Origin of the sequence: Pseudomonas sp. PDNC002, from assembly GCF_016919445.1 — a bacterium.
In the GTDB taxonomy this organism is placed as follows: domain Bacteria; phylum Pseudomonadota; class Gammaproteobacteria; order Pseudomonadales; family Pseudomonadaceae; genus Pseudomonas.
Map to the genome: position 1 here is coordinate 4,506,085 of NZ_CP070356.1, position 21,889 is coordinate 4,527,973.

At 65.3% G+C, this 21,889-nt stretch carries 18 protein-coding genes; 14 read left to right on the forward strand and 4 right to left on the reverse strand.

From position 1 onward, the window contains the following. Window positions 1-227: 227 nt before the first annotated feature. From JVX91_RS20350 to JVX91_RS20415, 14 genes are all read left to right on the forward strand, one after another. Window positions 228-3,056, forward strand: coding sequence for a LuxR C-terminal-related transcriptional regulator (locus JVX91_RS20350; protein WP_205335965.1), 2,829 nt, complete (start codon window positions 228-230; stop codon window positions 3,054-3,056). An 83-nt stretch (window positions 3,057-3,139) separates the two neighbouring features. After that, window positions 3,140-3,967 carry an enoyl-CoA hydratase/isomerase family protein gene (locus JVX91_RS20355; protein WP_205335966.1) on the forward strand — a complete coding sequence of 276 codons (828 nt, stop codon included), beginning with the start codon at window positions 3,140-3,142 and terminating at the stop codon, window positions 3,965-3,967. 130 nt (window positions 3,968-4,097) lie between these two features. Next, window positions 4,098-5,237: an acyl-CoA dehydrogenase family protein gene (locus JVX91_RS20360; RefSeq protein WP_205335967.1), complete on the forward strand. Its 1,140-nt coding sequence runs from the start codon at window positions 4,098-4,100 to the stop codon at window positions 5,235-5,237. Window positions 5,238-5,259: 22 nt separating this feature from the next. Continuing rightward, a complete protein-coding gene (locus JVX91_RS20365) occupies window positions 5,260-6,447 on the forward strand; it encodes a lipid-transfer protein (protein ID WP_205335968.1) in 1,188 nt (395 codons plus the stop codon). 17 nt (window positions 6,448-6,464) lie between these two features. Next, the gene (locus JVX91_RS20370; RefSeq protein ID WP_205335969.1) at window positions 6,465-6,905 is read left to right on the forward strand and encodes a MaoC family dehydratase N-terminal domain-containing protein; all 441 of its coding nucleotides are present in this window, start codon (window positions 6,465-6,467) and stop codon (window positions 6,903-6,905) included. Window positions 6,906-6,919: 14 nt separating this feature from the next. After that, window positions 6,920-7,339, forward strand: coding sequence for a MaoC family dehydratase (locus tag JVX91_RS20375; protein WP_205335970.1), 420 nt, complete (start codon window positions 6,920-6,922; stop codon window positions 7,337-7,339). Between the two features lie 11 nt (window positions 7,340-7,350). After that, a complete protein-coding gene (locus JVX91_RS20380; RefSeq protein ID WP_205335971.1) occupies window positions 7,351-8,175 on the forward strand; it encodes an SDR family NAD(P)-dependent oxidoreductase in 825 nt (274 codons plus the stop codon). Between the two features lie 75 nt (window positions 8,176-8,250). Then, entirely contained in the window at window positions 8,251-10,236 is a 1,986-nt protein-coding gene (locus JVX91_RS20385) for an alkyl sulfatase dimerization domain-containing protein (RefSeq protein ID WP_205335972.1), read from the forward strand. Window positions 10,237-10,263: 27 nt separating this feature from the next. Continuing rightward, window positions 10,264-11,772: a wax ester/triacylglycerol synthase family O-acyltransferase gene (locus JVX91_RS20390; RefSeq protein WP_205335973.1), complete on the forward strand. Its 1,509-nt coding sequence runs from the start codon at window positions 10,264-10,266 to the stop codon at window positions 11,770-11,772. Window positions 11,773-11,850: 78 nt separating this feature from the next. Then, window positions 11,851-13,287, forward strand: coding sequence for a DUF3336 domain-containing protein (locus JVX91_RS20395; protein WP_205335974.1), 1,437 nt, complete (start codon window positions 11,851-11,853; stop codon window positions 13,285-13,287). Between the two features lie 154 nt (window positions 13,288-13,441). After that, window positions 13,442-15,235, forward strand: coding sequence for an acyl-CoA dehydrogenase (locus JVX91_RS20400; RefSeq protein WP_205335975.1), 1,794 nt, complete (start codon window positions 13,442-13,444; stop codon window positions 15,233-15,235). A 350-nt stretch (window positions 15,236-15,585) separates the two neighbouring features. Next, complete coding sequence (locus tag JVX91_RS20405) at window positions 15,586-16,032, forward strand: hypothetical protein (RefSeq protein WP_205335976.1); 447 nt, start codon at window positions 15,586-15,588, stop codon at window positions 16,030-16,032. A 165-nt stretch (window positions 16,033-16,197) separates the two neighbouring features. Next, the gene (locus JVX91_RS20410; RefSeq protein ID WP_024762799.1) at window positions 16,198-16,377 is read left to right on the forward strand and encodes a hypothetical protein; all 180 of its coding nucleotides are present in this window, start codon (window positions 16,198-16,200) and stop codon (window positions 16,375-16,377) included. A gap of 108 nt (window positions 16,378-16,485) precedes the next feature. Further along, the gene (locus JVX91_RS20415; protein WP_205335977.1) at window positions 16,486-17,001 is read left to right on the forward strand and encodes a GNAT family N-acetyltransferase; all 516 of its coding nucleotides are present in this window, start codon (window positions 16,486-16,488) and stop codon (window positions 16,999-17,001) included. Here JVX91_RS20415 and JVX91_RS20420 read toward each other — a convergent pair. The 4 genes from JVX91_RS20420 to JVX91_RS20435 all read right to left on the reverse strand — a co-directional run bounded on the left by JVX91_RS20420 (window position 16,971) and on the right by JVX91_RS20435 (window position 21,626). Further along, entirely contained in the window at window positions 16,971-18,080 is a 1,110-nt protein-coding gene (locus JVX91_RS20420) for a M14 family metallopeptidase (protein WP_205335978.1), read from the reverse strand. The genes JVX91_RS20415 and JVX91_RS20420 overlap by 31 nt on opposite strands. Window positions 18,081-18,149: 69 nt before the next feature. Continuing rightward, on the reverse strand, window positions 18,150-19,424 hold the full coding sequence (locus tag JVX91_RS20425; protein ID WP_205335979.1) for an MFS transporter: 1,275 nt from the start codon (window positions 19,422-19,424) through the stop codon (window positions 18,150-18,152). Beyond that, entirely contained in the window at window positions 19,421-20,614 is a 1,194-nt protein-coding gene (locus JVX91_RS20430; protein WP_205335980.1) for a M20 aminoacylase family protein, read from the reverse strand. The genes JVX91_RS20425 and JVX91_RS20430 overlap by 4 nt, the downstream gene beginning before the upstream one ends. Window positions 20,615-20,720: 106 nt before the next feature. Beyond that, complete coding sequence (locus JVX91_RS20435; RefSeq protein WP_205335981.1) at window positions 20,721-21,626, reverse strand: LysR substrate-binding domain-containing protein; 906 nt, start codon at window positions 21,624-21,626, stop codon at window positions 20,721-20,723. Window positions 21,627-21,889: the final 263 nt, after the last annotated feature.

Genomic DNA, 21,889 nt, shown 5'->3' on the forward strand with positions numbered 1-21,889 from the left:
GACCGGCGCTCGACGCGCCTTGGCGATACCGCGCAACTGCGGCTTTTCATCAATGGAACATTGCCCGGCAATGGCGGCCGCCACCCACGTTGGGTGGCAAATGCCGTAGCCGGACATCAGGTGTCGCACGGCACTGGTGAAGGACGTCGGAAGTACGGCATGCTCCGGGGAACGCCCGTGCTGCCCTGCAATAGATCGCGGGCAGTTGGAACTGCCTCGGAAGCGCCATGGAAAAACCACATAGAACAACAACAATCGCCCATGCCTCGCTCGACGCCATCGAGCCGGCCCTGACCACAGCCCTGGATCGTTCCAAGCTGTCTCCCCCACGCAGCGGTAGCCGCGTGGTGCTGCGCGAGCGCCTGGTACAGCGACTGATCGAAGGTCGACGATTGCGTTGCACCGTGATCAAGGGCCCCGCGGGCTGGGGCAAGACCACGGTTCTGCTGGCGTGCCGCCAGCAATTGTTGTCACTGGGATTCGAGGTTGCCTGGCTGAGCCTGAGCACCGAGGACAACGAACTGGGCCGCTTCATCGACTACCTCCTGGGCAGCCTGGCGCAGATCGATCCGCAAATGGTGCAGGAAGCTTCCTTGATGGAGGCTCACGGACTCGACAGCGAGTCGGTGGAGCGCACCGTCTTCACCCTGGTCCAGGGCATTGCCAGCAGCCACCGCGAGGTCGTACTCGTACTCGACGACCTCCACAGCCTTACCGACGTTGGCATCCACCAGGCGCTGCAGTGGCTGCTTGAATACGCGCCGGCGAACTTCCATCTGGTGCTCGGAACGCGCAGCGCCGTCCCGCTGTCACTGGCCCGCCTGCGCATGCAGGAACAGGTGCTGGAACTGGACCTGCGCGATCTGGGCTTCACCCTGGACGAAACCCGGCAATTCCTTCTGCAACAGGTGGGCGAGCTGTCCGCTGACGAAGTCCGGCAGATTCACAGCCTGACCGATGGCTGGATCGCCGGCCTCCAATTGCTGGCCGCCAGCCATCGCAAACCGTCCCCGGCCGACGCCGGGGGAAGCAGCGAAGCGCAATTGCCGCTGCGCGATCACCAGGCCTTTGCCAACTACTTCGAGTCCGTCGTCCTGTCTCGCCTGGATACGAAGGACGTCGAATTGCTGGTACATACCGCCGTCTGCAACCGTTTCTGCCCATCGCTCTGCGCCGCCCTCGTCAACCGCCCCGATGCGATCGCCGACGCCATGGCGCTGCTCTCCCGGTTGGAGCAGGACAACCTGTTCCTGATCGCTCTCGACAGCAATGACCAGGAGAGCTGGTATCGGCTGCATCCACTGCTGCGGGAAACGCTTCTGGGCCTGTTCGTCCGCTGTGACCAGGAGCACCAGCGGGCCGTTCATGGCCGCGCCTGGCGCTGGCTGCGCGACCGGGGCCAGCTGGTCGACGCCGTGCGCCATGCCGTTGCCGGCGGCGAAGCCCTGGCGGCCGCGCACCTGGTCGAGGAAAATCTCGAAGCGCTCTACGCCCAGGGCGATCTGCGCATCCTGATCGAACTCGCGCGCCTGCTGCCCAGGGAGCAGGTCCGCGCCAGCATTCGCCTGCGCCTGCTGCTGGCACGCATGCAGGTCTTCGCCCGGGATTTCGACTCCTGCGAAGCCAGCATCGGCGAACTGGAACGCGACATCCCCGCAGACGATCATGACTCATGCTTCCGCGTCGCCATGCTACGCGCGGTGCTCGCCGTACAACGCGACAATACCGACGAAGCGCTGGGCGTCATCCAGCAACTGCTCGAACCCCCGCCCGGCATCAATGCCGCGATGATCGGCGGCAGCCTGAACATCCTGTCCTGGCTCTATATGAACCTCGGCGAATTCGACCGCGCCCGCCGGATCCAACTGGAGCGCCCGCCCCTGCTGATCAATGGCGCGCCTCTACTCGGAACCGCGGGCGGCAGCCTGCAAGGTCGTTGCCTGATAGGCCTGAGCCTGGCCATGGAAGGCCAGATCGGCCAGGCCGAGCGCATCTACCGGGAGGTCATCTACGAAGCCCAGCGGCATGGCCGCTCCTGCGCCGACGCGCTGCACCTCGCCACGGCCCTGCTTGGCGACACGCTCTACGAAAGCAATGAGATCGAAGCCGCCTTGCAGCTGCTGGAGCCCCAGATCGACCTGCTCGAGCGCATTTCCATTCCGGACTCCGTGCTTCGCGCCCTGGAAGTGCTGGGCAAGGCACACTGGGTGGCCGGCAACCGCCGCGAGGCCTTCGCCTACCTCGAACACCTGGGCGAATATGCGCGGCGACACAAGCTCGATCGGTTGAAAGCCCACGCTCTGGCCTGGCAGGTGCACTGGCACCTGCTGCTGGGCGAGGTGGTCGCCGCCGAGACCAAGCTGGCACGACTGGACAGCATAGCGGCGCGCCATCCCGATGCCGTCACCAGCGATCGCAAGGACATCTTCATCATCGTCGAGAATGCCCACGTTCGCTGGGACGCCGCCCATGGCGATCTGCACAGCGCGACGTTGCGCCTGAACCGAATGATCGAGGCGGGCGAACAGGATGGCCGGCAACTGGCGGTGACCCGCCTGAAGATGCTCAGCGCGGTGTTCGATGCCCAACGCGGACATCTCGATTCCGCCCAAAAAAAAGTGCTCTCGCTGTTGCGCGTCGGTCAGCGCTACGGCCAACTGCGCAGCCTGGTCGATGCCCATCCGGACGCCCTCGAACTGATCGAGACACTGACCCGCGATCAACCGCTCGATCCACTGCTGGCGTTCTATGTCGAGCGACTGCGCCAAACCCGCCGCGAACCAGCCGAGCGCAAGGCCCCCGAACCGGCGCCACGACCAGTGGGCAGCCTTCAGCTCGGCGCTGGCATGGAGCCGCTCAGCGAGCGGGAACTCGAGGTGCTGCGCCTGCTCGCCCAGGCGCTGCCCAACAAGAAGATTGCCCGCGCACTGGGCCTGTCCCACGAAACGGTGAAATGGCACCTGCGGCACATCTACAGCAAGCTCGGCGTGGGTAGCCGGGACGAGGCCGTGGCGCGCTTGCGCGATGCGGAAACAGCAGACAACTCGAGTCGCTGAATAGACGGCGCCACCCGCACCGGGGGGCGCCGCTGATTTACCCGCCGCCGAGCATGGTTGGACTTTGCCTCCCAGGGTCCGCCATGAACACAGAATCGTTTGAGCTGCGCGAGTCTCGACTGGTCATCACCGGCGACGTCGCCACCTTCACCCACCTCAACAGTGCCGCCCGCAACGCGCTGTCACTGGATCTCCGTGAAGACTATGCCGACATGCTCGATCGGGTGGAAAACGATCGCAGCCTGCGCGCACTGATCATTACCGGCTCCGGCGGCAGCTTCTGCGCCGGCGGAGATATCCGATCACTCAAAGAGCGCCAGACCAGCACCGATCCGGAAGTGAACTCCGCCAATGCGATGCGGCTGCGCATCCGCCGCTTGCATGCTTCGCTCCAGCGCCTGCGCTCACTGGAAATCCCGGTGATCGCCGCGGTCGACGGGCCCGCCTATGGCGCCGGCTTCGCCATCGCCCTGCTGGCGGATTTCATCCTCGCCTCCAACCGCGCCTCGTTCTGCATGCCTTTCGCCAAGCTCGGCCTCGTGCCGGACTCGGGAGCCCTTTACACCCTGCCGCGGGTAGTTGGCATGCAGAAGGCCAAGGAACTGCTGTTCAGTGCCCGACGCGTAGGCGTCGAGGAAGCCAGCGAGCTGGGCATCGTTCATTCGATCCACGCACCGGAGGAATTGGCAGCCAACGCGCAGCGCATGGCACAGCGATTCCTCTCCGCTCCCCGCGACGCCATCGCCATGAGCAAGCGATTGCTCAACCAGAGCTTCGAATCCGACTGGAACGCCATGGCTGAAATGGAAGGCCTGGCCCAGGGCGTAGCCGCTACCGCGCCCTACCACGGCGAGGCGGTATCCGCCTTCCTGGGCGGCAAACCATCGCGCTACGACTGGGACCGCGGCTGAGCCTGGCGCCACCCAGCCCGGGTGGAGTAGCCGGCTCAGGCCCGCCCCTAACGTAGACACCTGAGCACTCGCGCGGCAGCGCGACACGACAACCAATACCGGCGCCGCCGGCTGGCATCAGGAGCCCTCCGTGCACATCGAACGCAGCGTCTTCCGCGACGACCACGAAATCTTCCGCACTACGGTGCGACGCTTCTTCGAACGCGAATGCGTTCCTCGCCAGGAGGCCTGGAACCAGGCCGGCCAGTGGGACCGCGAGACCTGGCTCAAGGCCGGTCGCGAAGGCCTGCTGGGGATCACCCTGCCCGTCGAGTACGGCGGCGGCGGCGGCGATTTCGGCCACAGCGCGGTGTACAACGAGGAGTTCAACCGCGCCGGCCTGTCCGGAAACGGCATGGGCATGCACTCGGACATCATCGCCCCCTACATCGCCCGCTGCGGCAGCGAGGAGCAGAAGCAGCGCTGGCTGCCCGGCGCCTGCTCCGGCGAACTGATCCTCGCCATCGCCATGACCGAGCCGGGTACCGGCAGCGACCTGAAAGCGGTGCGCGCCACCGCCGTGCGCGACGGCGACGACTATGTGATCAACGGCAGCAAGACCTTCATCAGCAACGGCCTGTCCGCCGACCTGGTGATCGTCGTCTGCAAGACCGATCCGAACGCGGGCGCCAAGGGCATCAGCCTGATCGCGGTCGAGACCGACCGCCCCGGTTTCCAGCGTGGCCGCAAGCTGGACAAGGTCGGCCAGCACGCCCAGGACACCGCCGAGCTGTTCTTCGACAACGTGCGCGTGCCCGTTGGCAATCGCCTGGGCGAAGAAGGCAAGGGTTTCTCCTACCTGATGGGTGAGCTGCCCCAGGAACGCTTCTCCATCGCCGTCTCCGCCGCCGCGCGCCTGGAAGTGGTGCTCGAGCACACCCTGGAGTACGTGAAGAGCCGCAAGGCGTTCGGCCAGACCGTCTGGGACTTCCAGAACACCCGCTTCAAGCTCGCCGACATCAAGGCGCAGGCCACCGCCGTGCGCCTGATGATCGACCACTACCTGAGCGAACACATGCGCCGCCGCCTGACCCTGGAAGAAGCGGCGATCGCCAAGCTGTTCGCGACCGAAACCCTGGGCAAGGCGCTGGACGAAATGGTCCAGCTGCACGGCGGCTACGGCTACATGCTCGAGTACCCCGTGGCCCGCGCCTTCGTCGACATGCGCGTCAACCGCATCTACGGCGGCACCAGCGAAGTCATGCGCGAACTCATCTCCCGCAAGCTCTGAACCCACCCTCGAGGACCAGCACATGAGCCAGAAAGCATTCGTTGCCGGTGTCGGCATGATCCAGTTCAAGAAGCCCGGCACCAGCGACTTCTATGACGTGATGGCGGACCATGCCATCCGGCAGGCGCTGAGCGATGCGGGCATCGACTATCGCCTGGTGCAGCAGGCCTACGCCGGCTACGTCTACGGCGATTCCTGCTGCGGACAGAAGGCCGTGTACCACGCCGGCCTCACCGGTATCCCGGTATTCAACGTCAACAACAACTGCGCCACCGGTTCCTCCGCGCTGTTCCTGGCGCGCCAGGCCGTGCAGAGCGGCGCGGTCGACTGCGCCCTGGCGGTCGGCTTCGAACAGATGAATCCTGGCGCACTGAAATCCGCCTGGCCGGATCGCCCGCCGGCACTGGAGCGCGCCAACGCCATCGTCGACCAGCTGGTGACCGGTGTGGACGTACCGAGCAACGCCATTCGCCAGTTCGCCGGCGCCGGCCGCGCGCACATGCAGAAGTACGGCACCAAGCTGGAAACCTTCGCCGCCATTCGCGCCAAGGCCAGCCGCCACGCCGCACGCAATCCGCTGGCAGTGTTCCGCAACGTGGTCACCACCGAGCAGGTAATGAATGACGTGGTGCTCTGGCCTGGCGTGCTGACCCGTCTGATGGCCTGCCCGCCGACCTGCGGCGCGGCAGCGGCCATCGTGGTCTCCGAAGCCTTCGCGAAGAAGCATGGGTTGCGCACGGACGTGCTGATCGCCGGCCAGTCCATGACCACCGACGTCCCGGCATCGTTCGAGCCGCACGACATGATCCGCGTGGTCGGCTTCGAGGTGACCCGTCTCGCCGCCCGCCAGGCCTTTGAAATGGCCGGAATCGGGGTGAACGACATCGATGTGATCGAACTGCACGACTGCTTCGCCCAGAACGAGCTGCTGACCTACGAGGGTCTCGGTCTCTGCGCCGAAGGCGAAGGCGCCAAACTGGTCGCCGACGGCGACAACACCTACGGCGGCAAGTGGGTGGTCAACCCGTCCGGTGGCCTGCTCTCCAAGGGTCACCCGCTGGGCGCCACCGGCCTGGCCCAGTGCTATGAGCTGACCCATCAGTTGCGCGGCAGCGCCGGTGATCGCCAGGTGGCGAATGCCCGCATCGCGGTGCAGCACAACCTCGGCCTCGGCGGTGCCGGCGTGGTCACCGTCTACCAGAAGAACTGACGCCGGGAGCATTGCAGATGATCGACAAGAAGCATATCGGCAAGGTCCTGCCGTCATTCAGCGCCACCGCCGAGGCTGGCCAGTTGCGGTTCTTCGCCAAGACCATCGGCGAGACCAATCCGATCTATTTCGATGAGCAGGCCGCACGCGATGCCGGCCACCCTGGCCTGCCGTTGCCGCCCACCTTCCTCTTCTCGCTGGCGTTCCAGATGCCGAACCAGGCCTGGCGCGACGAGTTGGGCATCGTCTCTTCGCGCATCCTCCACGGCGAAGAATCCTTCACTTACCAACGCATGACCTATGCCGGCGACACGCTGCGCTACGACGTGCGGATCACCGACATCTACGACAAGAAAGGCGGCGCACTGAGTTTCGTGGTGCGCGAATCGACGGTGACCAACCAGCGCGGCGAACACGTGGCGACCCTGCGCACCACCCTCGTCCATCGCAACGGCTGAACCGGAGAACCTCGATGAGCACAATCAACTTCGCTTCCGTCCAGGTCGGCGACAGCCTGCCGCCACTGGCCTTGCCACCGGTCAATCGCACCACCCTGGCGCTGTTCGCCGGCGCCTCCGGCGATCACAACCCGATCCACATCGACATCGACTATGCGCGCAAGGCGGGCATGGTCGACGTGTTCGCCCACGGCATGCTGTCCATGGCCTACCTCGGCCGGCTGCTCACCCAGTGGGTCGACCAGCGCCAGCTACGCGGCTTCGGCGTGCGCTTTGCTGGCATCACCCACCTCGGTCACCAGATCACCTGCAGCGGCAAGGTGGTGGAGAAATTCGAGGCCGAAGGCGAACAGCGCGTAAAGCTGGAAATCCAGACCACCAACCAATACGGCGAAACCAAGATCGTCGGCGACGCCATCGTCGCCCTGCAGTGAGGAGCAAGAACATGGCAAAACTCGACGGCAAGGTGGCGCTGGTCACCGGTTCCGGCCGTGGCATCGGCCAGGCGATCGCCCTGAAGCTGGCCGGTGAAGGCGCGCGCATCGTGATCAATGACCTGGATCTGGAACCGGCGCAGGAAACCGCCGCGATGATCCGCGACCTCGGCGGCCAGGCGGCGATCTGCCACGGCAACGTCAGCGCCCCGGACTTCGCCGAGCGCTACATCCGCACCGCGATGGACAGCTTCAAGGCCATCGACATCATCGTCAACAACGCTGGCTACACCTGGGACGACGTGGTCCAGAAGATGAGCGACGAGCAGTGGTACGCGATTCTCGACTGCCACATGACCGCGCCCTTCCGCATCTTCCGCGCCGCCTACCCGATCATCAAGGCCCAGGCTCAGGCCGATGCCGAGGCCGGTCGCGAAGTGTTCCGCAAGGTGGTGAACATTTCCTCGGTTTCGGCGCTGAACGGCAATGCCGGACAGATCAACTACAGCGGCGCCAAGGCTGGTGTCGCCGGCATGACCCGCGCGCTCGCCCGCGAGTGGGGGCGCTTCAAGGTGAATGTCAACGCGGTGGCCTTCGGCTTCATCGAGACCCGCATGACCCGCGCCGACGCCCACGCCGGTGCCACGGTGAGCATCGAGGGTCGCGACATCCGCGTCGGCATCAGCCCCGAAGCAGCGAAGTCGTTCGCCCAGCGCAACCCGCTGGGCCGGCCCGGCACCGTGCAGGAAGCGGCCGATGCCGTGTACCTGTTCTGCTCCCCGGAATCGAACTACATCACCGCCCAGACCGTCGCCGTGGCGGGCAACCTGCAATAGCACGGCTGCAACGGTCGCGGGGGCCATCGGCGCCGCGACCGCGCACTCCCCAATAACAAGAACATGGAGTTTCGCATGAAGCTGTCCCTCGGAAACCTGCCTCACGTCTTCCTCGCCGCGTCGGTCGCGGCCTCGTTGAGCCAGCCGCTGCGCGCCGACGAGCCACTCGCCGATCAACCGGCCAGTGCGATCACCGCCGCCAAGAACGCGGCAGTCCTCAAGACGCTGCCGTTCACCGACCGCACGGATTTCGAATCCGTCACGCGCGGGCTGATCGCTCCGTTCAAGGGACAGATCAAGAACGCTGCCGGCAAGGTCGTCTGGGACGCCGACAGCTACGCCTTCCTCGACGCCGACAAGGTGCCCGACACCGTCAACCCCAGCCTTTGGCGCGTGGCGCAGCTCAACCACCATGCAGGTCTGTTCCAGGTCGCCGAGCACATCTACCAGCTGCGCGGCATGGACGTGTCGAACATGACCATCGTCGAGGGCAAGGACGGGCTCTTCGTCATCGACCCGCTGACCTACACCGAAACCGCCCGCGCCGCCCTCGACCTCTACTACCAGCACCGGCCGAAGAAGCCCATCGTCGCCGTGGCTTTCAGCCATAGCCATGGCGACCATTTCGGCGGTGTGCGCGGCGTCATCGACGAAGCCGACGTGAAGAGCGGGAAGGTGAAGATCTTCGCGCCATCGGGCTTCATGGAGCACGCCATCAGCGAGAACATCTTCGCCGGCAATGCCATGAGCCGTCGCTCGCAGTACCAGTTCGGCACCTTCCTGCCGCGCGGGGAGCGTGGCCAGGTGGATGTAGGCATGGGCAAGGTGCTGCCTTCCGGCGGCACGCTCACGCTGATCGAGCCGACCGACCTGATCAAGAACGAATACGAGACGCATACGGTCGCGGGCATCGACATCGAGTTCCAGCTCACTCCCGGCACCGAAGCGCCGGCGGAGATGAACTTCTACTTCCCGCAGCTGCGCGCCCTGTGCATGTCGGAAAACAGCACGCAGATGATGCACAACATCCTCACGCCGCGTGGCGCCCTGGTGCGCGATGCCAAGGCCTGGTCGCAGTACCTCGATGCCAGCCTGGAACGCTATGGCGACAAGACCGACGTGATGTTCGTCTCGCACAACTGGCCGACCTGGGGCGGCGATCGCATCCGCACCCTGCTCGCCGACCAGCGTGACATGTACGCCTTCCTCAACGACCGCACGCTGCACCTGATGAACCAGGGCCTGACCTCCACCGAGATCGCGCAGAAGATGGACAAGCTGCCGGGCGATCTAGACCAGAAGTGGTACACCCGCGGGTACTACGGCTCCCTCAGCCACAACTCGCGCGCCGTCTACCAGCGCTACCTGGGCTACTACGACGGCAACCCGGCCAACCTCAATCCGCTCACCCCGGAGGACGCCGCAACCCGTTACGTCGAGGCACTGGGTGGCGCGGAGGCCGTCGAGAAACTGATTCACGCTGCCATGGACAAGGGCGATTACCGCTGGGCAGCGACGCTGGGTAACCACCTGGTCTTCGCTCAGCCGCAGAATCAGCAGGCCAAGGCACTCCAGGCCGACGCACTGGAGCAGATGGGCTACCAGTCCGAGAACGCCCTCTGGCGCAATATCTACCTGACGGGCGCCATGGAACTGCGCCACGGCGTGCCTACCTACGATGCCGCGGCGACCAAGGCCGACGTAGTGAGGAGCATGGACCCCAGCCAGTTCTTCGACTTCATGGCGATCCGCCTGGACTCCGACAAGGCACAGGGACACGACATGGTCATGAACTGGGAGTTCACGGACCTCGGAAAGTCCTATGCGGTAACCATTCGCAATGGCGTGCTCACGCACCGTGACAACGAAACGAACCCCGATGCGAACGTGACGATCCGCCTCGCCAAGGCGACCCTGGACCAGATCAGCCTGCGTCAGCTGGACTTCCCCACCGCGATCAAGCAGGGCGCCATCAAGCTCGAAGGCGACAGCAAGATTCTCGGCGGACTGCTCGGCATGATCGACAGCTTCCCACCGCAGTTCAACATCGTCACTCCCTGACCCGACCGCCACGCAAGGACAGACACCATGAAGCAACTCACCCCCATGGATGCACAGTTCTTCTACTCCGATGCGCCCCATCAGCCGATGGTCATCGGCGGTCTGTGGATCTGCGACCAGAGCACTGCGCCCAACGGATTGGTCCGTCACAAGGACATCATTCGCTACATCAACAGCCGCCTGAGCAGCACCTCACTGTTCCGCCGGCGCCTGCAGCACGCCCCCTTCCGCCTGGACGATCCGTACTGGCTGGAGGACAAGAACTTCGACCTGGAATTCCACATCCGCCACGTCGGTCTGCCGCAACCCGGCGACTGGCGCCAGTTGTGCATCTTCACCGCGCGGGCGATGTCGCGCACCCTGGACATGGAGCGGGCGCCCTGGGAAATCACCATCATCGAAGGTCTGAACAACGTCGAGGGCGTTCCCGCCGGTAGCTTCGCGCTGCTGCTGCGCTTCCATCACGCCTACGTCGATGGCAAGTCCGGCGTGGAGATCACCACCCTGCTGATGGATGACCAGATCGAGTTCGACGAGAACACCTATCGGCAACCGGTGAGCGACCGCATGCCCACCCGCGCGCAGATGTGGGCCAAGACCATGCCGCGCCTGCTCGGCCAGTCCTACCGCAGCGCCAGGGCCGGATTCAGCGTGGCGCGCAAGAGCGTGCAACTGCTCGGCCAGTTGCGTGGCGACGCCAGCCCCGACCAGAACCGTGTACCCACGACCATCTTCAATGCCCAGGTATCCCCGCATCGATCCTACGGTGCGACGCGCTGGCCGCTGGGCGACCTCAAGGCGATCCGCCGCTGCGCCGAAGGCTCCACGCTCAACGATGTGATCATCGCCATCATCGCGGGTGGCCTGCGTCGCTACCTGCTGCGTCGCGAGGCGCTGCCGGTGGAGCAGTCCCTCGTAGCGCTGTGCCCGGTCGCCATGCGTCCCGAAAGCGCGCAACGCGACATGGGCAACCTGATTTCCATGATGCTGATCGGCATGGGCACCGACATGAGCGACCCGCAATTGCGCCTGCAGGCCATCACCGAGCGGACCCAGCGCGGCGCCCCGCTGGCCAAGGAAGTCATGCACGAGCTGATCACGTCCATGGGCGAGATGCTGCCGGCGCCGATGCGCATGCTCGGCGGCTGGCTGCAGAACCAGATCCGCTACGTCAGCAAGCTGCACCTGCAGAACACCCTGATCACCAATGTGCCGGGGCCGACCAATGGCGTGGAAAAGAAATACTTCGCCGGCGCCGAGATCCTCTCCACCTACCCCATCGTCCCGGTATTCGACGGCATGGGCCTGAGCCACGGCATCACCAGCCTGTACGGACAGATCATCCTCGGCGTGCTGGCCGATCGACAGGCCCTGCCGGACATGGACGTGTACATGGAGTGCCTGCAGGAGTCGACCGAGGAGTACCTGGCGCTGGCACGCGAAAAACAGAAGGCGTCGGCCATTGAAGCCGGCCCCAAGCCAACCCCCGCGCCGCGTGGCAAACGCCCTGCCGCCGCCCCTACCGGCGGCGAATGATGGCATCCGTCGGCGGGCTGGCAGACAGGGATGAACCACCCCCGCCGACACTCTCCCCTAGCGAACAGGAAAATCATCATGCTCTGGCAAAAGTCGCCATCCAACCAGTTGATGGGCAAGATGGATCACGCCCATTCCTACCAGGAGTGGGCCGAACATGCCGCTGCCCTGGACCGGGCGACCGGCATGGACGATTGGCGCAGCAACGAGGTATCCACCGAATACGACTACCGCACCGTGCGCCAGCGCTACGAACGCCTGCGCGGCATGCGCAACGCCGGCTCCTTCGCCAACCTGATGTTCGCCCTCAACGAGGGCATCCACGGTAACCTCGCGGGGATGGGCAGGGCGGCGCTGTATGGTCACGCCAACCTCGGCACCAAGTACCTGATCCACCACTACATCGAGGAAGTCTGTCTCGCCCTGAAGACCATCGACGGGCTCGACGACTCGATCATCCCGCTGGAAGAGCGCAAGGACTTCTTCGTCCGTGCCAGCCAATGCTTCGGCCGTTCGGCGCTGATGCTCAGTGGCGGCGCGGTGCTCGGCTACTTTCACGCCGGGGTGCTCAAGGCCCTGTTCGAGGAAGGCCTGCTGCCGGACATCATCTCCGGTTCCAGCGCCGGTTCGATCCTCGCCTCCATCGCCTGCACGCACAGCGATGCCACTCTGCTGGATCAACTGCAACCGGAAATCCTCCTGATGCAGCCTGAAGGTTCCCCGCGCCAACGCCGGGTGCGGACCCGGCCGGCGCTGGAGGCCGGCGACCTGGCGGCCTACCTCGAGCGACTGATTCCCGACCTCACCTTTGCCGAGGCCTACAAGGTCAGTGGCCGACACCTGAACATCACGGTCACCGGGCTGGAGCCGCGCCAGGCGCCGCGCCTGCTCAATGCCATCACCGCGCCCACGGTACTGGTACGCTCGGCGGTCATGGCTTCCTGCGCCATCGCCGGGATCTATCCGCCCGTCACCCTGCAGGCGAAGAACGCCGCCGGACAGCAGGTGCCTTACCTGCCGGAGCAGCAGTGGATCGACGGCTCCTTCCTCGATGACCTGCCGGCCAAGCGGCTCGGGCGCCTGTACCGGGTCAACCACTTCATCTCCAGCATGACCAACCCGGCCGCCCTGCTCTTCACCCCGAACCCGAACGCGCGGCACAGCCTGCTGCAGAGTGCGTTCAATCAGCAGATCAAACTCAGCAAAGGGGTAGCTACGCACCTGCTGCGCCTGGGTCGCGACCACCTGCGCATCCGCAATCCCACCTTGGCGCGCTGGCAGCACCTGAGCTACAGCGTGCTGGTGCAGGACTACATCGCCGACATCAACATCTTCCTGGGCAAGCGCTGGCACAACCCGATCAAGCTTCTCGCGCCGATGCCGCTGGGCGAGCTGCGGCAACTGATACGCGAAGGCGAACAGGCCACCTGGGAGCGCATGGAGATGGTGCGCAATTGCACCGCGATCAGTCGCACCCTCGACGGCATCCTCCGTGCCAGGCAGTGGGCGAGCTGAAGATGCCGCTGGAAATCGAATCGTCAAATACGGGCACCTTCGGCGTATAACGCCGGTCAGAACGATCAGAGGCGTTCGTTTTCCGCACCAGGGAACGGCGCCTTGCCACTTCGCTCAATCCTTCCGCGCCAAATCCCTCGAACAGGAGTTCCCCATGAGTGATTACCTCGCCCCGTTGCGCGACATGCAGTTCATCCTCCGCGAACTGCAACTGCTCGATGCACTGCACCAACTGCCCGGGCAGGAAGAGATGAGTGGCGAACTGGTGGACGCGATCCTCAATGAAGCCGCGCGCTTCGCCCAAGGCGTGCTGGCGCCGCTGAACGTCATCGGTGACCGCCAGGGCGCACGCTGGAAAGACGGCGATGTGCGCACCGCCGAGGGCTGGCAGGAGGCCTACGAACAGTTCGCCGCCAATGGCTGGAACGCCCTCTCCTGCCCGCCTGACTTCGGCGGCCAGGGCGCACCGCGACTGGTTTCCACCCTGGTCGAGGAGATGTGGAACGCCGCCAACGTCGCCTTCGGCCTGTGCCCCATGTTGACCCGCGGCGCCATCGAGGCCATCGAGCTACGCGGCTCGGCGGCGCTCAAGCAGACCTGGCTGCCGAAACTGGTCAGCGGTGAATGGACTGGCACCATGAATCTCACCGAGCCACAGGCAGGTTCCGATCTCGCCGCCGTACGCACCCGCGCTGAACCACAGGGCGACGGAAGCTACCGGGTATTCGGCCAGAAGATATTCATTACCTATGGCGAGCACGACCTCACCGACAACATCGTCCATCTCGTCCTGGCCCGCGTCCCCGGCGCGCCGGAAGGGGTGAAAGGCATCTCGCTGTTCGTGGTGCCCAAGGTTCTGCTGGATGCCGACGGCAACCTGGGCGAGCGCAACGACGTGCGCTGCGTTTCCATCGAGCACAAGCTCGGCATACACGGCAGCCCCACCGCCGTGCTGGCCTTCGGCGACCAGGGTGGCGCCACCGGCTGGCTGGTGGGCGAAGAGAACCGGGGCCTGGAGTACATGTTCATCATGATGAACGCCGCGCGCTTCTCGGTGGGCATCGAAGGCATCGGCCTGGCCGAGCGCGCCTACCAGCGTGCCGTGGCCTATGCACGTTTGCGCGTCCAGGGCAGCGAGATCGGTGCGTCCAGCCGGGAGAAGGCCGCGATCATTCGCCACCCTGACGTGCGCCGCCTGCTGATGTCCATGCGCTCGCGGATCGAGGCGATGCGTGCCCTGGCCTGCGAAGTCGCGCTGGCCACCGACGTTGCCCAAGGGCACCCCGATGAGGCGGTGCGCCAGGAACGCCAGGCTTTCGTCGACCTGATGATCCCGGTGATCAAGGGCTGCTGCACCGAGAACGCCGTCGATATCGCCTCCCTCGGCGTGCAGGTCCACGGCGGCATGGGCTTCATCGAGGAAACCGGCGCTGCCCAGCACCTGCGCGACGCTCGGATCACGCCGATCTACGAAGGCACCACGGGTATCCAGGCCAGCGACCTGATCGGCCGCAAGATCGCCCGCGACAAAGGCACCGCCGCCAGTGCACTGATCGCCCACATGCGCGCGCTCCAGCTGGCAATACCGGACGACGACCCGCAGCTGGCGGCCATCCGTCACCGGTTGTTCTCGGCGATCAACGCACTGGATGACGCCGTCCAGTTCGTTGTCCAGCATTACGCGGAACAGCCGCGCCAGGTCGCCCTGGGCTCGGTGCCGCTGCTGGAATTGTTTGGCATCGTCACCGGCGGTTGGCAGTTGGCGCGCTCGGCGCAGGTCGCTCAGCGGTGCCTGGCGGAGCGACGGGGAGACGCCTCCTTCTATCGCGCCAAGCTGCACACGGCGCAGTTCTACGCCGGGCATTTCCTGACCCGCGCCCCCGGATTGGCACAGAGTATCGTCGATGGCAGCGACAGCGCCCTGACCATGGATGACGCCGCCTTCTAACGCCCGGCCCGCTGCGGGTGGCCGCCTGTCCGATGTCACCACAGGCGGCCTCGATCCGTAACGACATCTTTACACCCGGAGTCGATCCCGCTACCCGTGGTCCGCACAGGGGCCGCACCGGCCTGGTACACGCTTGGCTATTGCCGGGACCTTTCCTTATACAGAAATGCTCGTTGACAGCCTGTCGGCGCTTCAGTGAGATGGCCTTTCGTTCAGGCAAATGGCATTGCCGGCTGACTGATGTAGGTGTGTGCGTTGTGCTGCCGCAATGCCGCGATGACGAAACTTCGGCGATCCCGACGATCGCTCACGAATGTTCTCTCGTTTCATCGACACAGGAGATGCCGGCGATGTTGAACCAGGCACCCCGGAACACCCAGGACGTCGAACTCGACGAGCAATTCTTCCTCGCCTTCGAAATCCAGGTCCTGCAGAAGGCCCTGCCGGCCTTCGAAGAGGCCTCGCGCTTCGCCCGCGACCGAGGTCTGCGCTGTAGCGTGGAATTGATCACCAACGCCGAAGGCCACCCCGAACTCAGCCTTTCGGCCACCCAGCGCGACGACTTGCCGGACAGTTGCTACCGGCTGATCGCCGACCCGGCCGCCCAGGGCATCGTCCACGAGGAATTCACCGCGGTGAACCGCCGCACGCGTCGCCAGGGCGCGCGCCTGGCGTCGCTGACTTCGCGAGCGCTGGAGCTGCAACTGGAGGCGTTCTTCATGCACGCCTTCGGCATGCGCCTGGACTACAACGTCCTGCGTCTGGACTATTCTTACGAGCACGCTTCAGGGCTTTAAGCCCATTCCGATACCACCGGTCGTCGGTTCGGCCGGTGGCGGAGCTAGCGTTCCGTCGGACAGTCCCTGCAAAGGATGATTTATGGCAACGATGAACGCAGCGAAGTCGCTATTATTCGCGCCCTGTGCGCCACCTCGTGCGTGTTTCCTCGTTGTTGCTTCGCCATGAATGAATTCCTCGTGCATTTTCAGGACGGTCACTGCCTGGGCAAGACCGTGCTGCGTTCGTTTTCCCGCCAGATGACGCTCTCCGAGGCGCGCGTGCGCTTGCAGGCGTGCTACCCGCTGCGCGTCCCGCATCTGCTGAACATCCTGCACCTGACACCGATGCTGCCCGGCCGCTGATTCGCCCCTCACCCGTACAGTTTTCCTGCGCCACTGTGCCTGCCTCGCAGGGTCGGCAGTGGCTAGAGTCGTTCGTCCCGACTTCGAGCCGACTTCAAGGAACGTGCCATGGCTGACCTGCAGATTCGCCCCGCCCAAGCCGATGACGTGCCGGCCATGCTGGAACTGATCTTCGAGCACGGTCCCAATGACTGGAATTTCCTGCCCGAAGGTCCGGTGCGCGAACATTTCCAGGGCATTGCCGAAGGTGCGGTCTGGGCACTGGTCGCCGTGGATGGCAACGATCTGCGCGGCCTGGTCACCTTCCACGAAAGCGACGCATTCGGCCGCTTCCAGCAGCCGGGCCGCACACGCCACGCCTACATCGCCGAAGCCACGGTGCATCGTGGCGAAGCCGGACGCGGCCTCGGCACTCGCCTGCTGCGCGCGGCCATCGCCGATTTGACCGCCCGAGGCCTGCCGGACATCTACATCGAACGCCATGAGGAAAACCCCGGCTCCGCCGGGATGATGCGCAAGGCCGGCTTCCTCGAACTGGAGACCTTCGCCGACCCACAGCGCCGGCCCAACGGGTCGCGGCGCACCACGGCCTGTTATCTGGACGCGCGAACCGGCACCGCCTGAGTCTCGCCCAACCCGGCCAGGGCTTGCCGTGCCACGTCGCCGGCCTGCTCCAGTACCTGGCGCTTCCAGCCATCCTCATCCACGTAGAAGGCATCGCGTAATTGCCGGTGGATGCGCTGTGCCTTTTCCACCGACGCACCAGGATTGTTGTTCAACCACTGGTCCGCCCGTAGCGCCTTCAGCACCTTGAGCCCCGGCAACGTGCCGTATTCGAGGGTGATCGCGGTCAGCTCGGCCTGCGGGCACTCGCTGGCGGCGGCCAATATCATCTGCCCCTTGAGTGGCACCGACACCGAATCGCCTTTCTGCGAGGACGTCACCTGCTTGCCCCACCAGCGCCGGGCGCGCTCCAGCGATTCGTCGGCGTTCTCCCCGACGTGAATACGCTCGCCATGGCCCTTCGGACCGAGCCCGGTGTGCAGGTCGATCCAGCCGATCCGCGAGCACTGCCGTGCGTGCTGGCGGAGCACCCGGCGCACGGCCAGGTTGCTCCAGGTCGGCTGTTCGCCCATGTAGAACAGGCCACGCGGATGGCTGTCCTGGCCGCTGGCGATGGCCGCCTGCAGCTGCTTGCGCCCGTGGCGCATGGCGTAACGCAGCAGACGCAGGTGGCTGGCGAAGGACGGCCAGCGACGCGGGACCAGGATCGGGTCCAGCGCCGCATAAGCCTGGTTACGCTGACGCGGTTGGGAGAAGTCGAGGAAGTTGCGGTTCAGGTCGACGTTCTCGTGGGTCCAGCGCCGCCACCAGGAGAAGCCATACGGGTTGGCCGCATGCAGGTAGAGCACGGCGCAATCGGTCCTGGCGCATTGCTCCAGCCAGTCGGGGTCGTTGAGCAGCGCAACTTGGACCGCCGAGCCGCAGAAGCCCTCCACTCCGTGGCAACCGCTGCTGATGATCAGGAGATTCCGTGCATCGCTCGGGCCAGTGCGCGCCACATCCAGTGCCAGGGGCTCGCCGTCGCGGCCCACCAGCGGATGACGGTGGGATTCGACGACCAGGCCGGCCGACAGGCAAGCCGCAAGGAATTTGCCACGCGCCTCGGCGTAGCTCTGGGAAAAGCAGGCAGACGGATTCATCACCGCTCCGGATGATTGGGGATTCGAATAAGAAAGGGCCGGCCCACATCGCTGGGCCGGCCAATGGATTCAGGCGTGGCCGACGGCACCGGGCAGCGGCGTTTGGCTGTGCTCGCCCTGAAGAGACTGGCGGGTACTTTCGGGATTGATGATCCGGCAGCCAAGCAGCGTGCAGACCACGGTGACGACACCGAACAGCCCCAACGTCATCTCGAAGCCCTGGGCGATGTCGCCGCCACGCCACTCCACCAGTTGGCCAACGATCCACGGCGCGAGCATGCCAGCGCTGGTCATCCCGCCAATATGGATCGCCAGCATCGAACCACGCTGCGCCGACGGTGCGATGTAGGCGACGATGGTGTTGCAGAAGGTCGGCAGCATATTCACCAGGATCGCGCCGATGGCGTAGAGCACCAGGACCGCCAGGCGGTCGCCGTGCAACAGGTTCAGCGCGCAGAAAGCCACGCCGGCAATCAGCCCGCAGATCATCGGCGGCAGCACCATGGCGCGCTGTACCGAGACGCCGCGCGCCATGGCCTGTTGCGACAGGCTGGAGATGACCAGGTTGCAGAGGATCACCCCGACCGTCACTACCATCACCGTGTAGCCCGACTGTAGCGGCGTCATGCCCTGCCCTTTCTGCAGGTAAACCGGCACCCAGCTGTAGACCAGCGCGGTGGGCAGGTAGCTGAGGAAGCCCGCGAGGGTGATCCAGAGGAAGGTACGGTTGAGCAGCAGCCGGCTGTACGGCAGGCGCAATGCCGAGCCCGGCCCTTCTTCCTCGGTCCGGGTGCCTTCACGGCCGAAGGCCAGCCAGACCACCAGCCAGGCGAGACCGACCACCGCCAGCAGGAAGTACGCGGTGCGCCAGCCGAAGTGCTGGATCGCCAGCGGCAGGCTCAACGCGCCGAGCACGGCGCCGAGCATGATCGACACCTGGATCAGCGCCGAGGGCAGCACACGCTCCTTCGGGCCGAACCACTTGAAGCAGGCGTGCTGGGTCACCGCCGTGCCCGGCCCGGTGCCGGCACCCAGCAGCAGGCGTCCGGCGACCAGCGCGGCAAAGCCGCTGGACAGCGCCACCAGCAGTTGCGAGGCCATCCATACCACCGACATGCCGGCGAGAATCCAGCGCGTCGGGAAACGGTTGGCGAGGAAGCCCACCAGCACGCCGGAGATCGAATAGAGGAAGAAGAACGCGCTGCCGATGAAGCCGAACTCGGTCGGCGAGAGCTTCAGCTCGTCGATGATCTGCGCGCCGGCGAAGGCGAAGATGGTCTTGTCCAGCACGCTGATGACCATCACCAGCATCAGTAGTACGAGTACGCCGTTGCGCCGGTTCATGCGCAGTCTCCGCCGGACAGGAAGGTTTCCACCAGCCGTACCCAGAGGCCGGCTCCGTAAGGGATGGCCGCGTCGTTGAAGTCGTAGCCGGGGTTGTGGACCATGCAGCCGCTGGGGCCGCTGTTGCCATTGCCCAGGGCGATGTAGCAGCCGGGGCGGCGTTCGAGCATCCAGGCAAAATCCTCGCTGCCGAGGAAACCCGAGGGCACCTCGGAGAGCAGCCGCTGCGGACCGACCAGTTCGGTCAGCACCTGGCGTGCAAGGCGAGTTTCTTCCGGCGTGTTGACCAGCACCGGCACCAGCTCCTCGTATTCGTACTGCCACTCCATGCCGTGCACGGCGGCAACACCACGGGTGATCTCGCCGATGCGGCGCTTGAGCAGTTCGCGCACTTCGGGCTTGGTGGCACGCACGCTCAGGCGCAGGTCCGCATGGTCGGAAATGACGTTGGCCGCCTCCCCCGCCTTGAGCATGCCCACGGTGACCACGCCCACTTCGGTGGACGGCACATTGCGCGCGACGATGCTTTGCAGCGCCAGCACCAGTTCGGCAGCAGCGACTATCGGGTCCCTGGTCAGGTGCGGCATGGCGCCGTGGCCGCCGACACCGGTCAGGCGGATCGACACACGATCGGACGATGCCGTCAGCGCGCCTTCGCGGGTCAGGAAGCAGCCCACCGGCAGGCCCGGCGCGTTGTGCAGCGCGTATACCGCGTCGCACGGGAACCGCTCGAACAGGCCGTCGTCCATCATCGCCACGGCGCCGCCGAGGGTTTCCTCGGCAGGCTGGAAGATCAGGTTGAGGGTGCCGTCGAAGTTGCGCTGTTCGGCCAGGTCGCGGGCGGCGCAAAGCAGGATCGCGGTGTGGCCATCATGGCCGCAGGCATGCATGCGACCCGCGTGCTGGCTGGCGTAGGGAACGCCGCTGGCCTCGTCGATGGGCAACGCATCCATGTCGGCGCGGATGCCGATGCTGCGGGCACTGCTGCCCTGGCGAAGCACGCCGACCACGCCGGTGCCGCCCACGCCCTCGTGGACTTCATAGCCCCATTCGCGCAGGTAACCGGCAACGATGGAGCTGGTGCGCGCTTCCTCGAAGCCCAGTTCGGGATGCTGGTGAAGGTCCCGGCGAATCCGGGCGAAGGCTTCGGCGCCGGCCTGGAGCCGTTCGATCGTGGGGTGCTGACTCATGCCGCATCCTGCTCATTGTTCTGATGTGGCCGGCAGGATGCCCCACGCGCGCGGCGCTGAATAATGACCTTCGCGCATGCTTATCAAGACTGGTTATCGAGAGCCTTCAATCCCCCTTGCGCAGGTGCGGCCCCTTGAACGCGTAGACCAGCTCGTCCACCAGCGTCTGCGCCTCGCGGGTCATCAGTTCCGGTGGGCGGCAGACCAGCGAGATGTCGGTGCCTGGCACGGTTTCCGCGATGTCCAGCGCATCCAGCGTGCCGGACACAATGGGCAGGTCGAACACCCGGCGTGACCAGAAACTCACCGCATCGGTGTTGGCCGCCAGCTCCGCATAGAGCACCACCGAGGCGCACTCGATGACGCGCTCGGGCTTGCGCACCTTGTACTGCTCGAACATCTGCCCGGCGAGGGAAACGTCCAGGGAGTCCGGCACCAGCCATTCTTCGTCCAGCAGCTCGTTCAGCGAGCGCGCATGGCGCAGCGGATGGCCCTTGCGTACCGCCAGCGTGGTGGGCTGCGCGTAGAGTTCCTGCCAGTGAAAACCATCGACGTTGCGCGAGGCCGGCTGCGAGGTCAGCACCAGGTCCAGCTGCCCTTCGCGCAGGCCTTCCAGCAGCTTGGCCGGGCGCAGTTCATTGATCTGCAGTTGCACCTTGGGGTAGCGCTTGCGGTAACGCAGCAGGCTCGCCGCGAACTGCTGGCTCGGGGTGACGGGTGACACACCAATGGCCACGCGGCCATCCATGGCGCCCTTGAGCGTCTCGATCTCGTCCCGCGCACGGCGTACTTCCTCCACCACCAGGCGGGCACGGCGCACCAGGCGCTCGCCGTACTCAGTGGCGGTGATGCCGCGATTGGAGCGCACCAGCAGCGGCACGCCCAGTTCGGCCTCCAGCTCCTTGATGCTCTTGGACAGGGCGGGCTGGGAGATGTGCAGCAGGCGCGAAGCCTCCTGGATACTGCCGCTTTCGCAGATGGCGACGATGGCGCGGAGTTGATGCAACTTCATGGCGTGGACGACGGCTCGGAGGTCGGTAACAGGTCGGAACATAAAGCAAAATCGAGGCCCGCGTGAGTAACGGTTGGTAAACGGAGGCGGACCGACGGGTCGCGCTCACATGGTTCAGTAGGAGCGAGCTTGCTCGCGAATGCTCTGGAAGATGCTGAACCGCCCTCTCCCCATCCCTCTCCCTGAAGGGAGAGGGAGCTTTCCGAGCTGCTGCAAGACTTCTGCGCGCGCTCATACGAAGCCATTGGGTGGAGTCCCAAGTC